Origin of the sequence: Janthinobacterium svalbardense (assembly GCF_002327145.1) — a bacterium.
GTDB classification, from domain to species: domain Bacteria; phylum Pseudomonadota; class Gammaproteobacteria; order Burkholderiales; family Burkholderiaceae_D; genus Janthinobacterium; species Janthinobacterium tructae.
The window spans coordinates 2,276,351-2,292,165 of record NZ_CP023422.1; the positions used below are offsets into that span (position 1 = coordinate 2,276,351).

Genomic DNA, 15,815 nt, shown 5'->3' on the forward strand with positions numbered 1-15,815 from the left:
CGTTCGTGTGACTGTTGTCGCATAATTGTGTCAACAGTCACTGAAAGGAATCTCCGTGAGCACGCCCTCCGTCACCGAACTGTCGTTATTGAAAGCCTTGTGGAAAGACCATCCGCTGTCCGCGCGTGAATTGCACGCCAGGGTGGAAGACGAGCTGGGATGGTCGTTTTCGTCCACGCGCAAGACGCTCGAGCGCATGCTGGACAAGGGCATGCTGCTGCAGCGTAGCGTGCATGGCGTGCTCGTGTATGAGGCGAACGTGGACAAGGTGGCCACCCTGGCCGCGTTTGCCCACGACTTTGGCCGGCGCGTGATGGAAATCGACAGTCCCTTGCCGGTCAGTATGTTTACGGGCAGCAAACTGGTGGACCAGCAGGAACTGGCGGCGCTGGAACAGCTGCTGCAGGACTGGCCGCTCGCGGGAAAGGCATAAGCGATGCTGCTGTTTTCTCTCACGCTGTTGCAGGCCAGCGCCGCCTGTCTCGTGACCGGCCCGCTGCTGTGGGCAATGCTGAGCCTGGCGCAGCGGCGCTGGCCCGCGCTGGCGGCGCAGCGCAGCGTGTGGCTGGGCGCCCAGCTGGTGCTGGCCGCCGTGTTTGTGCTGCCGCTGCTGCCAGACACGCGGCAGCTGAGCTTGGTGCCCGAGGTGAGCGTGCCCGTTTTCCTGGCCAGCGCAGCACCCGGCGTGCCAAAGGCCATGGCTGCGCCAACTGCCGCGCTGCCATCCGCAGCTTCGTGGCTGGCCCTGGTGCCTTCCGCCTGGGGCCTGATCTATCTGCTGGGCGTCGCTTGCGCAGCCTGGCGCTGGCAGCGTGGCCACGCCATGTTGCGCACCTTGCTGCAGCTGGCGCGGCGCCGCCGGCTGCATGGCATGGATGTGCTGGAAGTGGCTGCGCCGATCTCGCCGATGCTGGTGGGCGTGTGGCGGCCGCGTTTGCTGTTGCCGGCGCACCTGGCGCAATTTACGCCGGAACAGCGGCAACTGGTGATCGCCCATGAGCTGACCCATGCACGCCGGCGCGACCCCTTGCTCCTGCTGCTGGCCAGCATGCTGCAGGCGCTGCTGTGGTTCAATCCGGCCGCGCGCTGGCTGGCCGGCAAGCTGGCTTGGGCGCAAGAGCTCGGTTGCGACCGCCAGGTCCTGGCCCGCCGCGCGCCGCGCCAGCGCCAGCAATATGCGGCGGCCCTGGTCAAGCAACTGGGGCTGCAGACGCAGACGCAGCCGTTGCCTGGGCTGGCCTTTGGCGGTGGCCGTATGGCCGAGCGCCTGCTGTGCATGCGTGACGGGCAGCGACGCCCACCTCGGGCCTTGCGGGCGCTGATGGCGCTGCTGCTGTGCGCGATCGGCGCGGCCAGCCTGGCGCTGCAACCGGCACTGGCGTGGGCTGTGGCAGCCGCACCGGCAACCATGCTCACTGGGCCGGCGACGGCGCCAGCTGTCTGGCGCAATCCCCTCGATACCATGCGCGTGACCGGCTTCTTTGGCGTGGTGCGCCAGCTGACGCCGCAGGGTCATAGGGGCATCGATCTGGGCGCCAGGCGCGGCACGCCCGTGCATGCGGCGGCCGACGGCATCGCCAGCGTCAGCGAAGATGCGCGCCTTGGCAAGGCCGTCCGCATCGACCATGGCGGCGGCATCGAGTCGCTGTATGCCCATCTCGACCGGGTCACGCTCACGACCGGCATGGCCGTCACGGCGGGGCAGGCCATCGGCACCGTGGGTGCCACCGGTCTGGCGACGGGACCGCATTTGCATTTCGAGGTCTCCCGCGACGGGCGCTTGCAGGACCCGCAACAGTGGCTGGCCGATCTCGATGCCACCGCCACCGCACGCGCCCTGCGCACGCGCAAGGAGCAATTCGGCCATTAGCGTGAGCTGGCCGCAAGCCGGCACCACCACAGACCTTTCAGGATTTCCCATGCGATTGAGTATTCTATTGTGCAGCCTTGTGCTGCCGTTGACGGCGCACGTCCATGCCGAAGACGTTCTCCCTTCCGTGACGGTCAATGCCGGCAAAGTGGATCAGCGCCGCAACGACACCGTCGCCGCCATCGTCGTCGGTCACGAGGAACTGATACGCCAGGGCGACCGGACCCTGTCCGACGCCTTGAAGCGCCTGCCCGGCATTACCATCGGCGGCACGGCTTCGGGCACGACTGGTGGGCAAATCCAGCTGCGCGGGCTGGGCCAGGGTTATACCCTCGTCATGCTCGACGGCGTACCCGTGCCGCCCGGTTTTTCGCTCGACTCTCTGGATCCGGAACTGGTCGAGCGCGTGGAAATCATGCGCGCCGCCACGGCGCAATTTTCCGCCCAGGCGATCGCCGGCTCCATCAACATCGTGCTGAAAAAATCGGGCAAGCGGCGCGAGCGCACCTTCAAGCTGGGGGCGTCCGGCAGCCATGGCATGCCCGCTGGCAGCGCCACCGTGCAGTGGGCGGACAAGGACGGCCGCCTGTCTTATGCGCTGGCCGGCACGCTCGCGCACACGGGGCGCCGGGGCTTGTTCGATGAATGGAATCGCGCATACGATGCGGATGGCAGACCCACGGTGGTGCGCCATATGCCGCTGACGGAACGCGTGACGAGCGATACGTTGGAGCTGGCGCCCCGCCTGCAGTGGGCGCTGGCGGGCGAAGACAGCCTGGCCTGGCAAAGCCTGGTCACCTGGCGCCGCCTGGCCAGCCGCCGCCAAGTGGTGGAAACGTCTTACCTGGGCGGCCATACCGACTATCCGGACAATGACGCCACCTTCAGGCAGGACAGCGGCACCGTGCGCAGCGATCTGCACTGGCTGCGCAAGCTCGGACAGGGGGCCAGCCTCGATATGAAACTGGGCCTCGATGTCAGCCACCGCGGCAGCGATTATCTGTTCCAGGGCGTCAGTGCCGCGCCCGGGCCGGCGAATGTGCGCCGGGTCGATGCGGGCGTGGACGAGGTGGGCGTGCAGACCAGCGGCACCTATCGCCGGACGCTGGGCGAGGGTCACGCACTGGCGGCGGGCTGGGATGCGGGTCACCGGCGGCGCGCGGAGTTTCGCCGCGAGCGCCAGCTGTCGCCGGGCGGGCCGCCTGTGCTGCCGGACGAAGACTATGCGACCACAGTGCGGCGCCTGGCCCTGTTCGCGCAGGATGAATGGGAAGTCTCCGCGCGCTGGTCGCTGTATCTGGGGCTGCGCTGGGAAAGCTTGCGTACGGCCAGCGCCATCGGTGGCGCTGGCCCCGTCGACGTGCGCGCGCAAGTGTGGAGCCCCGTGCTGCAAAGCTTGTGGAAGCTGGCCGGCAAGGATCAGCTGCGCCTGGCCGTCACGCGTACTTACAAGGCGCCGCAGATTTTCCAGCTGATCCCGCGCCCCTACCTCAACGACAACGGCAATAGCCCCGCGAATCCCGACAACCAGGGCAACCCGGCGCTGCGTCCGGAACTGGCGTGGGGCCTGGACGCGGCCTACGAATACTATCCTGCGGAAGGCGCCATGCTGGGCGCCAGCGCTTCGCTGCGGCGCATCGGTGACGTGATGCTGGACCGGCTGTACCAGGACAAGGGGCGCTGGGTGGCCACGCCCGTCAATCAGGGCAGGGCGCAGGTGCGCGGCATCGAACTGGAAGCGAAGCTGCCGTTGACGGCGCTGTGGGCGGGCGCCCCCGCGCTGGACCTGCGGGCGAACGTGGCGCGCAACTGGTCGACGCTGGACGCCGTCGCCGGCCCGGACAACCGCCTCGATGGTCAGCTGCCGTGGAGCGCCAACCTGGGCGCCGATTACCGGCTGGCCAGCAAGCCGTTGACCCTGGGCGGCAATCTGCATTACCAGGGCGGTGGACCGTCGCGCGAGTCAAACCAGCTGCTGGCCTGGCAGGGCGCCCGGCGCGAACTGGATCTGTACGCGTTGTGGAAGTTCAGCGACCAGCTGCGCCTGCGCCTGTCGGGCGCCAATCTGCTGCGCCAGCTTGAGCGCACGCGCAGCCTGTATGCGGATGGCGCCGGCAGCCTGCTGCGCACGGTTGATGTGAGCAGTTACCGCACGCTGCGCGTCATGCTCGAAGGCTCCCTGTAGGCATTATTCAATCGTCGATCTCTTCGATGGCATAGCCTACGCCCTGCGCATCGAGCCAGGCGCGCAGGGCGGCCAGGCCGTGCCACGGGTCCGGGCGCAGGTGCTGGCAGACATACAGGCCGGCGTCCGTCAGCCTGGCTTCGGTATCGGGCCTGGCGCTGCCGGGCGGGCGCGGCGCCGGCGCCGCCAACTCTGGCAGCTGTGCAAGGTGCTGGCGCTGTTCCTGCGTCAGGCTGGCCGTGATCCTGAATTCAAATCCCATGTTTTCTCCTTGATGTGTGGGTTGCTGTTGCGTTTATTTCGTATCATCGAAAAAATTGCATATAGCTTGGCATTCTTTCCGTTTTTGTTTTCAAAATATCTCGTTCATACTGCATAGCACTGGCTCGGCACACACAGCGTGACGCAAGGGCAGGAGCAGAAACACCGTACAACGACATCCCTCTTCATATTCAATTATTTTCACTAAGGAAAACATCATGCCTGTCGCCACCGCCCAAGCCGCACAAAAACTGCTGACCCCGAACGATCATACCCTGATCATGATCGACCACCAGTCGCAGATGGCGTTCGCCACCCGCTCCATCGACCTGGCCCTGCTGCGCAACAATGCGGCCCTGGTGGCCAAGGCGGCGGCGCAATTCAAGGTGCCGGCGATTTTGACGACGGTGGCCGCCAAATCGTTCTCCGGTCCGATCTTCGATGAAATCCAGTCCGTCTTCCCCGAACAGGCGCCGATCGACCGCACCAGCATGAACACATGGGAAGATGCGCGCATCGCCGACAAGGTGAATGGCTACGGCAAGGGCAAGATTGTGCTGGCCGGCCTGTGGACCTCCGTCTGCATCGTCGGACCCGCGCTGTCGGCGCTGGAGCAGGGTTTTGACGTCTACGTGATCGCCGACGCCAGCGGCGACGTCTCCGACGAAGCCCATGCGATGGCCATGCAGCGCATGATACAGGCGGGCGCGCAGCCGCTGACGTCCGTGCAATACTTGCTGGAACTGCAGCGCGACTGGGCTCGCGGCGAGACCTACGACGAGACGGTGGCGACGGCCGTGGCGCACGGCGGCGGCTATGGCCTGGGCCTGATCTACGCCAAATCCATGTTCAACGCCAGCGAAGGCCACTGATTGTTCATCGATGTATCGTCCAGCACCTTATTCAGGAGAAGCAGCATGAGCGCAAGCACGATCTTACTCAATGGCCGTTTCCACACGGTCGACCGGACGCAGCCGCTGGCGTCCGCCGTCGCCATCGTCGATGGCAGATTCCTCGCCGTGGGCGACGTGGAAGACGTGATGCGCCATCGCGGCCCTGCCACGCAGCTGATCGACCTGGCTGGCCGCACGGTGATTCCCGGCCTGAACGACTCGCACTTGCACCTGATCCGGGGCGGCTTGAACTACAACCTGGAATTGCGCTGGGAAGGCGTGCCTTCGCTGGCTGACGCCTTGCGCATGCTCAAGGAACAAGCCTTGCGCACGCCGAACCCGCAATGGGTGCGCGTGGTGGGCGGCTGGACCGAATTCCAGTTCGCGGAAAAACGCATGCCGACGCTCGACGAAATCAACGCGGCCGCGCCCGATACGCCCGTCTTCATCCTGCACCTGTACGACAGTGCCCTGCTGAACCGCGCCGCCCTGCGCGCCGTCGGCTACGATAAAAATACGCCAAACCCGCCGGGCGGAGAAATCGTGCGCGACGCGGCCGGCAACCCCACCGGCTTGCTGATCGCCCGGCCGAACGCCATGATCCTGTATGCGACCCTGGCGAGAAGCCCGAAGCTGCCGCTGGAATGGCAAGTGAATTCCACGCGCCAGTTCATGCGCGAACTGAACCGGCTCGGCATCACCAGCGCCATCGACGCGGGCGGCGGCTTCCAGAATTATCCCGAGGATTACGCCGTCGTCGACGAACTGGCGCAAAAAGAGCAACTGACCATCCGCATCGCCTACAACCTGTTCACGCAAAACAAGGGCGCGGAATTGCAGGATTTCCAGAAGTGGACCGGCATGATCCAACCCGGCGACGGCACGGATTTCTATCGGCATAACGGCGCCGGCGAAATGCTGGTGTTTTCCGCCGCCGACTTCGAGGATTTCCTCGAGCCGCGCCCGGAACTGGCGGCCGGCATGGAGGATGAACTGGAAAAGGTCGTGCGCCACCTGGTCGAGCAGCGCTGGCCCTTCCGCCTGCACGCCACCTATGACGAGTCGATCAGCCGCATGCTCGACGTGTTCGAAAAGGTCAACCGCGACACGCCGTTCGGCGGCCTGCACTGGCTGTTCGACCACGCGGAAACCATCAGTCCGCGCAATATCGACCGCGTCAGGGCGCTGGGCGGCGGCATCGCCATCCAGCACCGCATGGCTTTCCAGGGCGAATATTTTGTCGAGCGTTATGGCTTTGATGCGGCCAAGGCCACGCCGCCCGTGCAGCGCATGCTGGACGCGGGCTTACCGGTCGGCGGCGGCACGGATGCCACGCGGGTGGCCAGCTACAACCCGTGGACGGCGCTGTACTGGCTGGTCTCGGGACGCACCGTGGGCGGCTTGGCCCTGACGGAGGCGGCGGGCAGATTGTCGCGCGACACGGCACTGGAGTTGTGGACGGCGGGCAGCGCCTGGTTTTCCAGCGAGCAAGGCAAGAAGGGCCGCATCCGCGCGGGCATGCTGGCCGACTTGTCCGTGCTGTCGGCCGATTACTTTACAGTGCCGGAAGAGGCGATCAAGTCCATCGAGTCCGTGCTGACCATGGTGGGCGGCAAGATCGTCTACGGTCAGGCGGAATTTGCGACCCTGGCGCCGCCGCCGATACCCGTATTGCCCGAATGGTCGCCCGTGCACACGGTGCCCGGTCATTACCGGCCTGCGGCCAGGCCGGCGCAGGCCGCCATGCCACACCAGTGCGCGGGCGCCTGCAGTGTGCATGCGCATGCCCACGACCGGGCGCGCAAGTCGGCCGTGCCGATCAGCGATTTTTCCGGCTTCTGGGGTACGCTGGGCTGCAGCTGCTTCGCCTTCTAGGCGGCCGGGCCTTATTTGGAAATGCGCAGGATGGCCGAGGCGAGCCGCGTAAAGCAGGGGCTCAGGTCGCTCTCGGTGGCGGCATAGCAGTACAGGCCCATGGGTTCGGTCGGCTTGCGGCAACGCATAGGCGCATCGCTCGTGTTGGCCATGCAGCGTAGCAAGTCTTCGCCCAGTTCATTATCCGGCCCCTCCGGCGTGATCAGCGATGCGCCCATGCCCAAGGTGAAGACGAAAATGCCTTCCTGGCGCGCCTTTGCGGCCATCGCTTCGGCCAGGTTGCGCGAGGCGCGGTGCACATTTGTCCATTGCACCTGCGCCGAGGCGATGGAAGCGGTCACGACGCGGGGAGTGTTGGTCACGATGGGAAATTCGCGCAGCGTCACGTCGTTGGCTTGGGCGAACTCGTTATGCGCGTTGTACCAGGGTGGGATCGCGGCGATTTTGCTGGCAGCGCAGTCCCCGGCCTGCACGCTGTTAGTCTCGTTCATTGCGTACAAGCCGACCAGCGGGGAGCTTTGCAAAGTGGGATAGGTGGCGAGCCCGCCTGCCGTAATGCATTTGCTGCCGGAGTTGGGGAAATATGAGGAAAATGCTGCCGGCGAGCCATCGGAAAAAAACACGATGACGCGCAGGCTGGAACGGTTGATCTGTTGGATATCTTTCAGCTGTTTGCGTGCCTCGAACATGCCTGCGGAAGAATTGGTGCCGCCGACAAAAGCAAAATTACTAATTTTTGCCGTGGTGGTGGCGCGGTCAAATCCGCGGTTGAGTGGCTTGATGGGAAGGTCGATTTGCGCCTCGGAGGCGAAATGCAAGAGGCCAACCCGATCCACGGTGGAATTGAATTTATTCAGAAAGGAAATGCCCGCCGCCCGCACTGCGGTAGCATTGCCAACCAGCGAACCCGAGGTATCCATCACCAGCACCATGTCCAGGTCCTTGCGGATGGTTTGCGCGGCGGCTGCCACGTTCAGGGTCTTGAAGCCGAGTATGCCCATCAGCGAGACGGGCAGGGAGGCGGTGGCGGAGACGTCGATGGTGACGGTGCCCTTGTCGAAGGTCACACCGACGGGGTTGAGTACGGGCGTGGAGAGCAGGAATTTGTCGGGATAGTTGATGTCAAAAAATTCCTTGGCCGATTGGCGCGCGTTGGCCGCCTGCGCCGCCTGTGTATCGCCCAGGGTCACGCCGCGCGCCGCCGCCAGGCTGGCCGAATCGACTGCCGCGTTGAGCTTGGCCTTGACGAAATAGCCGAGCGCCGAATCGATGGCCAGGCCCACGGAGGCGATCAGGACGACGGCCGACAGTGCCACCATGATCAGCACTTGGCCGTTTTGCCGCTTGTGTGGGATGCGCATCAGAATACCGTCATCGAATTAAGGTTGGGGCCGAGGACAGGCGTCGTGCTGTCGCCAATTTTCAATGTGCCAAACAGCATGTCGAAATTATAGAAAGTCTCCACGGCATAAATCAGTTCGCCATCGGACAACTGGCCCGACATCAGTGACACTGCGGGGGCACTGTCGGCCTTGGCGATATTGGTGCACGTGCCATTGCTCCAGCTGCCGCATTGCCACACCTGGCTGGCGGGCAGGTAGCCACTCACTTTCGCGCCGGCGTCCCAGCGGTACTGTTCCAGCACGATATTGCGCAAGCCGCTCTTCGCGGTGTAGCCCATGATCTTGGTAATGTAGATCATGCCGCGCTTGTTCATGTCCAGCGGCGGCGTGCTGGCGGCCAGCGCATTCATGATGGTCTGGCTCGATCCGCTCAGGTCTGACGTCGAGCGCGAGGCCAGGTTGGCGCCTTCGCGGCTGATGTTGAGCAGGATGATCTTGGCCTGGATGGCGCGCGACAGGTCGACCACCATGAACAGCAGCAGGGCCAGCAGCGGCAGCACGATGGCAAATTCCACGGCGGCGATGCCGCGGACGGCACGCCGCGGCAGAAGGCGGGAGCGGCGATGCATCATAGGCCGCCAAAGCTTTCATTGCGCATGGTGGCGGCGACGACGTTGGACGATTTGCCGTCCTTGTAGAAGGCTGCCATCATCGGCGTGGCGAATTTCCAGTCGTATGCGACGGAGATGACGACGATATCGCCCGCGTTGCCGAACATGCCGGCACTGGTGCCGCTGACGCCGTTTACCGTGATGACGGGATTGACCTTGTCGTAGATGCCCATCGAACTATCCTTCATTTTTTGAATGACGGCCTGGTAGCGCTGCTGGTTGCTGCTGGCGGAATCGAGATCGCTGTTGCCCGTCACGGCATAGCGCGCGCCTTCGCGTACCGCGTGCTGCATGGTGAGATTGGCGAAATATGCCATGCTCAGCTCGATGATGCCTATCATGAGCAGCAGGAAAACCGGTGCGATGATGGCGAATTCGATGAGGGTGGAGCCAGATTGCCTGAATCTGCCTTGCGGGGACCGGAAGGGTGTGGCCTGGTTGAGCATCATGTCTGGTATCCGTATCAAGGCTCGCGCCGGCATCGGTGTGATGGCGGGCCTGTTGCCCATGGGGCGGTCTGCATTGTATCTCGCTTCGAGTGCGCAAGGTTGGCATCAAAGTGCATATAAATCAAGTTTATTGTAATTAATGTAGTTAATTGATTACTCCCTACCCCTGATTAACGTTCCTGAGAGTAAGATGCTGAGGCTTAAGAAATTAAAAAATAATTAACCATTGTCCTGGCGATCCAGCCGATGGTGTTTTTGAAAAGTGAATAAATCAGCATGCTGCAACAGCAACAACTGCAAGAGGAACCAAATGCCGATATGGCATTGCCATTGGTCGATCAGGCAGATTTGGTCATGATCTCTGGCATGCGCCTGCTGCTGTCGGTGACGGCCTTATTAACGCTGATCATCAACCCCGGCAAGCTGGGTGTGCCGAATCAGCTGGCCTGGCTGATCCTGTGTTCGTATGTGCTGCATAGCGCAGTGCTGTTTGTTTTTCTTTATTTCAAGCATCCGGTGGTGCATGGCAAGGTGATATGCTGGCTCGACGTGCTGTGGTGCGGGCTGATCGTGTATGGCACCGGGGGCGCTGATAGCTATTTTTTTCCCTTCTTTTTCTTCGTCATCCTGGCGGCGTCGTTTCAGCGCGGACTCGATGAAGGCGCGCGCATCACGCTTGCCTCCTGTGTTCTGCTGGTGCTGGCATCGGTGGCATCGACCCCTGAGCTGATCATTTCGCACCTGTTGCTGCGCACGACTTTTGTCATGGCGCTCGGCTACATGATTGCGTACTGGGGTGGCCTGGGGCTGTTGCAGAAGCGCCGCCTGGCGTTGTTGCGCGAGGTCAGCCAGCAATCGAATCCCCGCTTTGGCGTTGACCATACGGTGGCGTCGGTCTTGCAGAAAGCGCGAGTTTTTTTTGACGCCAGCAGCTGTATCCTCGTCATGCGCGAGGGCGATGCGGCGCAGTGGCAGTTGCGTACGGCGCTCGAAGAGAAGGGCGGACACGCGGGGCGTGTCAGCCAGCTGAGCGAAGCCGCGGTGGCGCCGCTGATGGTGTTCGATGCCAGCCAGAGCGTGCTGTACGCGCCGTCGTTGCGCGCGCGCCTGGGGCTGGCGAGCGTGCTCACGGGAGTCGAACGCGGCAGTGCGAAGTGGCAGCGGCTCGATGCGCATGGGCCGCAGGGCGCGGCGCTGGCCGAACTGCTCGATGCGCGCTCCTTCATCAGCGTGCCCCTGCCTTTGCATAAGGGACTGGGCCGCATCTACGTGATCTCCGCGAAGAACCGGCTGACCCGGGCCGACGCCAAATTCCTGCTGCATATCGTAGCGCAAGTGTTCCCCCTGATTGAAAACATCGCCATTCTCGACAAGCTGGCCTCCGGCGCGGCATACCGCGAGCGGCAAAAGATTGCGCGCGACTTGCACGATTCGACCATCCAGCCGTATATCGGCCTGCGCCATGGCTTGAGCGCCTTGCGCGCCAAGGCGGCGGCCGACAGCCCCTTGCTGGCCGATCTCGACAAGCTGATCGACATGAGTGGGCAGGTGATTGGCGACCTGCGCCGGATGGCGCAGACGGTGCGCGGCGGCGCGCAGCGGGAACAGGTGACACTGCTGGTGGCGTTGCGGCGCCAGGCGGAACAGCTGAAGAAGTTTTTTGGCATCACGATCGAGATCGTCTCGGACAGTGCGTTTGATCTCAGTGACCGGCTGGCAGCCGAAGTATTCCAGATCGTCAATGAAGGCATGAGCAATATCCGCAAGCACACCACCGCCCGCGAGGGTCGCGTGACACTCGTTTGCGATGCGCATGCCTTGTCGATCTCGATAGAGAATGCGGGCGAAACGTCGTCCCGCGTCGAGTTCATGCCTGCCTCCATTGCTGAGCGCGCCATGGCGCTGGGCGGCCGGGTGCAGGTCAGTCAAGGCGCTGATGGCGCCACCGCCGTGCATATTGAAATTCCAGTCTGACGGCAAGAGCGTCACGGCTGACCCGTTAAAGGCCATCGTATGTCAAGTTTGTATCCCATCCGCGTCATGCTGGTTGATGATCATAAAACCATGTTGTGGGGACTGGAAAAACTGCTGGAAGAGGCGCAACCGGCGATGCAGGTGGTCGCCAGCACCAGTACGATAGGCGGCGCGCTGGAGCTTGCCGAGAGCTTGCGCCCCGATATTGTCGTGCTGGACGTGGACCTCGCCGGCGTGTGTTCCGTCGATTTCGTCCCCGCGCTGTTGGCCAATGGCGTCACGCGGGCGGTGATGTTCAGCGGCACGCGCGACCAGGAGGTGCTGGGCCGCGCCGTGCGCGCCGGCGCGCGCGGCGTGATTGGCAAGGAGGCGGCGGCGGAGCAGGTGATCGATACCATTGCCAGGGTACATCGGGGCGAATTGTGTCTGGACCAGGCCTTGCTGGGCAGTCTGCTGGGAGCGCTGATCAAGCCGGCGCCAGCGCCGGCGCCGCCCGATCCCGAAATGGCGCGCATTGCCCAGCTGACCCTCAAGGAACGCAAGATAGTCGCCATGATGGTCGAAGGCAATGGGGCACTCAACAAGACCATCGCGCAGCGTGCTTTCATTTCCGAGCAAACCTTGCGCAATCACTTGACCTCGATTTACAGCAAACTGGACGTTGCCAACCGGCTGGAATTGTATGTGTACGCGGTGAAGAACGGGCTGGCGGCGCCCCATGAATGCTGACATCAGTACAAATGTACTGATGCCGTGTAGGAAAATAGGCTCTTTTGTACCGGCAACAAAATGACTTTTGTCTGATTGGTATCAATGTGTATTTCCATACAATACCTTCATCAGCAATCGGTAATTGTCGCTGAGTTAGTCAGATTGAAAATGCGAACGGTGACAGGAGCTGGAAATGTGCTTGGAAGATGGTGGGACGGGTGAGCTTGCATATTTCTTGCGAGATCAAAGTGGTAGCTCATTTTTCGAACATGCTTTGCTGTTATCGCTGATGAGCGTGGTATTCCTGCTTGCGCTGCTGGCCATCTGCAAGGGTTTATAACTGATCGATTTACTGCTTGCGTCCGCAGTCCCACATGACGTTGTTTACACTTACTCTGAATGGATTAATCATGAATTTCATCAAAAATTTTATCGCTGAAGAAGATGGCGTGACCGCAATCGAATACGCACTGATCGCTGCATTGATCAGCGCCGTGCTGGTCACAGCTGTGGGATTGATGAGCGGTGGCCTGAAAACCGTATTTGATCGCATTACCTTGTCGCTCAAATAATTGCAACTCGCACCACGGCAATTCGCACTATTTGTGTGCATTTGCCGGTGCGATGGTCCGGGCTATGTTGCATGGTCTGGACCATTTTTTTTTGTGGTCTAGCCGTCGTTTTCACCGTATTGAAGATTACATGCTCGTTCATCTTTTCCTGATGTGGTCGCCAGCGATCCTGTTGGCCGGCTTGCTGCTAGGCGCCGTGTGGCACGACGTGCGCAGCCGCCGCATTCCGAATCGCCTGGTGTTTCCAGGTGCGCTGGCCGGATTGTTGCTCAATGCGATATTGCCGGCTGGTGCGGGCCTATTCATGGCGGCACCTGGCGCGATCGGCCTGTGGCCGGCAGTGGCCGGTCTGGCGCTGGGCCTGGCGCTGTTGATGCCGATGTATATGCTCAAGGCCATGGGTGCGGGCGATGTCAAATTGATGGCGATGGTGGGTGCATTTGTCGGACCGCAAGCCGTGTTGGGCGCCATGCTGTTCAGTCTGCTCGCCGGGGGCGTGCTGGCGCTGGCAGTGGCGGCCTTCCATGGCACGCTGCGCGAGGTCACCAGCAATAGCTATCACCTGTTGTTGAATAGTCTCATGCGTGGCATCGCAGGCCAGAGACCGGGCATTGATGCTCCCCCTGCGGCCAGCGGCAAACTGCCGTATGCGATCGCCATTGCCAGCGGCACGCTGATCTACCTGTTACTGGCCGCAAGCGGTCAACTGGCGATGTTTTCGTGATGCATATGCCATTTATTTCAGCTGGCGATGCGCGCTGACACTGAAGTGCATCACGCTCCGGCGTCGCTGCGCGCCCCGCGCACTGTCGAAGAGACGGGCTTGCCCTTCTTTTTCCTGGTCGAACTGCTGGCGAAGGTGCTGTTCCAGCGGGGACAGCTGCACCTGCCCGAGCTGGCTAGTTACGTCAAGCTGGGCCTGGGCGTGATCGACCCCGTCATGGCCTTCATGCGGCAGGAAAAAATGTGCGAGGTCATGCGCCGCGGCGCCAGCGGCACGGATGCCGACATCCACTACCAGTTGACGGACAGCGGCCGCCAGCGCGCCCTCGAGTGCCTGGCGCGCAATGCTTACGCGGGCCCATGTCCCGTGCCGCTGGCCGCCTACAATGCGCAGGTGGCGGCGCAAAGCGTGGCCAACATGCATGTCACGCGCCCGCAGGTACAGGCCAGCTTCGACGGCGTGGTGGTTAATCCTGCCGTGCTCGATCAGCTGGGCGCGGCCATGAATTCCGGGCGTGCCATTTTCATCTACGGCGCCGCCGGCAGCGGCAAGACGTATCTGGCCGAACGCTTGCAAGACTTGCTGCAAGGGGCCATTGCCCTGCCTTACGCCATCATGGTCGATGGTGAAGTCGTGCCCTTTTATGACCCGGTGCTGCATCTGCCGGCGGCGCAGCAGCAGGAAGCGCCGGCCGGCATCGAGCGCGCCGTGCAGCTCGACGCGCGCTGGGTGCGCGGCGTGCGCCGTCCGGCCGTGCTCACCGGGGGCGAGCTGACCCTGGAAATGCTGGACCTGCGCTTCGACAGCGTGACGCGTTTATACCGCGCGCCGCCGCACCTGAAGGCCAACAACGGTATCTTCATCATCGACGACCTGGGGCGCCAGCGCTGTTCGCCGCTGGAACTGATGAACCGCTGGATCGTGCCGATGGACCGCGCCATCGATTACCTGTCGCTGCACAACGGCCACACCTTCCAGGTGCCGTTCGACGTGGTGGTGGTGTTTTCCTCGAATTTCCTGCCCGAGCGCCTGTCGGATGCAGCCTTCCTGCGCCGCCTGGGCTACAAGATCGAAGTGCCGGCACTCAGCGCAGCGCATTACGAAACCGTGTTTCGCCAGACTTGCGACGCCTATGGCGTGGAGTTCGACGCGGCCACCTTTGCCTTCCTGCTGCAGCGCCATGCGCGCGGCGCGACGCCCTTGCTGGCCTGTTATCCGCGCGACCTGCTGCGACAGGTACGCGACCTGGCGCGCTACGAGGGCACGGCGGCGCAACTGAACGAGCAGGTGCTGGACTGGGCCTGGAATAACTATTTTGCCGGCGCGAATGAGCGCCATGGCGCGGACGATATGGCCGTGGAAGAGCGGGCCGTGCAAGAGCGGCGTGAACCGAAATCAAGCTGAAGTCAGAGGAAAAACGATGCGAAATACCCGTGCTTTACTCATGTTGCTGCTGGCCCTGGTGCTGGCCGGTGCCGCCGTGCTGACGGCGGCGATCTGGATGGGCGGCCAGAGCACGCCGTCGAACCAGAAGATCGTCGTGGCCCTGGTCGATATCGGCGTGGGCACGAAGATCACTCCGCTCATGTTGCGCAGCATGGACTGGCCCGCCGGCGCGCAGCCGCCCGGCGCCTTTGCCGACAGCAAGGCGCTCGACGGACGTATCACGCGCACGGCCATCAGCCTCGGTGAACCGGTACTGGAAAGCAAGCTCGCGCCGCCGGGCACGAGTGGTGGCCTGTCCTCCATCGTGGCCGATGGCAAGCGCGCCATGACCGTGCGCGTCAACGATGTGGTCGGGGTGGCGGGCTTTGCCTTGCCTGGCAACTTTGTCGACATCCTCGTCAATACCCAGGATGACCGTGCCAAGGCCAGCGGTGGCGCCGAACTGGCCATTTCCAAGATCGTGCTCGAACGCATCCTGGTGCTGGCCGTGGCGCAGGAATCGAACCGCGACGACAACAAGCCCAAGGTGGTCAATGCGGTCACCCTGGAATTGACGCCGGACCAGGTGGAAAAGCTCGACCTGGCGCGCAGCGTGGGCACCTTGTCGCTGGTGCTGCGCAACCAGATCGATCCGGCGCCCGTCAACACGGGCGGCGCCACCAAGGAATCGCTGCTGGGACTCAAGCCGCTGGTGCCGGTCGCCGCGCCGCGCGCGGCTGCGCCAGCGCCAGCGCGGCAGGCGCCGCGTGCTCCCGCACCACCGGCCGAGAGCGTCAAAGTGATCACGGGCATGGACACCCGTGTCCAGCAATTTTAAAAATTTCAGAACCAGGGATAGTTG

The 15,815-nt window shown here is 62.9% G+C and carries 15 protein-coding genes; 11 read left to right on the forward strand and 4 right to left on the reverse strand.

From position 1 onward, the window contains the following. Positions 1–55 precede the first annotated feature (55 nt). From CNX70_RS10260 to CNX70_RS10270, 3 genes are read left to right on the forward strand one after another with little or no spacing between them, the layout of a single operon-like run. Complete coding sequence (locus CNX70_RS10260; protein ID WP_208624516.1) at positions 56–433, forward strand: BlaI/MecI/CopY family transcriptional regulator; 378 nt, start codon at positions 56–58, stop codon at positions 431–433. 3 nt (positions 434–436) lie between these two features. Beyond that, complete coding sequence (locus CNX70_RS10265; protein WP_096234608.1) at positions 437–1,870, forward strand: M23/M56 family metallopeptidase; 1,434 nt, start codon at positions 437–439, stop codon at positions 1,868–1,870. A 49-nt stretch (positions 1,871–1,919) separates the two neighbouring features. Further along, positions 1,920–4,055, forward strand: coding sequence for a TonB-dependent receptor plug domain-containing protein (locus tag CNX70_RS10270; RefSeq protein WP_167389638.1), 2,136 nt, complete (start codon positions 1,920–1,922; stop codon positions 4,053–4,055). Positions 4,056–4,062: 7 nt separating this feature from the next. Here CNX70_RS10270 and CNX70_RS10275 read toward each other — a convergent pair whose 3' ends face one another. Then, positions 4,063–4,317, reverse strand: a complete 255-nt coding sequence (locus tag CNX70_RS10275; RefSeq protein ID WP_096234610.1) for a hypothetical protein — start codon at positions 4,315–4,317, stop codon at positions 4,063–4,065. Between the two features lie 217 nt (positions 4,318–4,534). Between CNX70_RS10275 and CNX70_RS10280 the strand changes: the two genes are divergently transcribed. Both CNX70_RS10280 and CNX70_RS10285 read left to right on the forward strand, forming a co-directional pair. Further along, entirely contained in the window at positions 4,535–5,188 is a 654-nt protein-coding gene (locus CNX70_RS10280; RefSeq protein ID WP_096234611.1) for a hydrolase, read from the forward strand. Positions 5,189–5,233: 45 nt separating this feature from the next. Beyond that, entirely contained in the window at positions 5,234–7,084 is a 1,851-nt protein-coding gene (locus CNX70_RS10285) for an amidohydrolase (RefSeq protein ID WP_096234612.1), read from the forward strand. 11 nt (positions 7,085–7,095) lie between these two features. Here the strand turns inward: CNX70_RS10285 and CNX70_RS10290 are convergent, their stop codons facing one another. Genes CNX70_RS10290 through CNX70_RS10300 form a run of 3 tightly spaced genes read right to left on the reverse strand, consistent with a single transcriptional unit; the run spans position 7,096 to position 9,547 of the window. After that, complete coding sequence (locus CNX70_RS10290; protein ID WP_096234613.1) at positions 7,096–8,445, reverse strand: vWA domain-containing protein; 1,350 nt, start codon at positions 8,443–8,445, stop codon at positions 7,096–7,098. Then, a complete protein-coding gene (locus tag CNX70_RS10295; RefSeq protein WP_244199102.1) occupies positions 8,445–9,059 on the reverse strand; it encodes a TadE/TadG family type IV pilus assembly protein in 615 nt (204 codons plus the stop codon). The genes CNX70_RS10290 and CNX70_RS10295 overlap by 1 nt, the downstream gene beginning before the upstream one ends. After that, positions 9,056–9,547 (reverse strand): TadE/TadG family type IV pilus assembly protein, encoded by a 492-nt coding sequence (locus CNX70_RS10300; protein ID WP_244199103.1) that lies wholly within the window; start codon positions 9,545–9,547, stop codon positions 9,056–9,058. Before CNX70_RS10300 ends, CNX70_RS10295 begins: the two co-directional genes overlap by 4 nt. Positions 9,548–9,901: 354 nt before the next feature. Between CNX70_RS10300 and CNX70_RS10305 the strand changes: the two genes are divergently transcribed. The 6 genes from CNX70_RS10305 to cpaB all read left to right on the forward strand — a co-directional run bounded on the left by CNX70_RS10305 (position 9,902) and on the right by cpaB (position 15,791). Further along, complete coding sequence (locus tag CNX70_RS10305) at positions 9,902–11,521, forward strand: sensor histidine kinase (protein WP_157750975.1); 1,620 nt, start codon at positions 9,902–9,904, stop codon at positions 11,519–11,521. 39 nt (positions 11,522–11,560) lie between these two features. Then, positions 11,561–12,250 (forward strand): response regulator, encoded by a 690-nt coding sequence (locus CNX70_RS10310; protein WP_244199104.1) that lies wholly within the window; start codon positions 11,561–11,563, stop codon positions 12,248–12,250. A gap of 392 nt (positions 12,251–12,642) precedes the next feature. Beyond that, a complete protein-coding gene (locus CNX70_RS10315; protein WP_208624517.1) occupies positions 12,643–12,804 on the forward strand; it encodes a Flp family type IVb pilin in 162 nt (53 codons plus the stop codon). Next, positions 12,776–13,528, forward strand: a complete 753-nt coding sequence (locus CNX70_RS10320; RefSeq protein WP_244199106.1) for an A24 family peptidase — start codon at positions 12,776–12,778, stop codon at positions 13,526–13,528. Before CNX70_RS10315 ends, CNX70_RS10320 begins: the two co-directional genes overlap by 29 nt. 27 nt (positions 13,529–13,555) lie before the next feature. Continuing rightward, on the forward strand, positions 13,556–14,932 hold the full coding sequence (locus CNX70_RS10325; protein ID WP_244199107.1) for a DUF8689 domain-containing protein: 1,377 nt from the start codon (positions 13,556–13,558) through the stop codon (positions 14,930–14,932). A 16-nt stretch (positions 14,933–14,948) separates the two neighbouring features. Continuing rightward, entirely contained in the window at positions 14,949–15,791 is an 843-nt protein-coding gene (gene cpaB / locus CNX70_RS10330) for a Flp pilus assembly protein CpaB (RefSeq protein ID WP_071078605.1), read from the forward strand. Positions 15,792–15,815 lie beyond the last annotated feature (24 nt).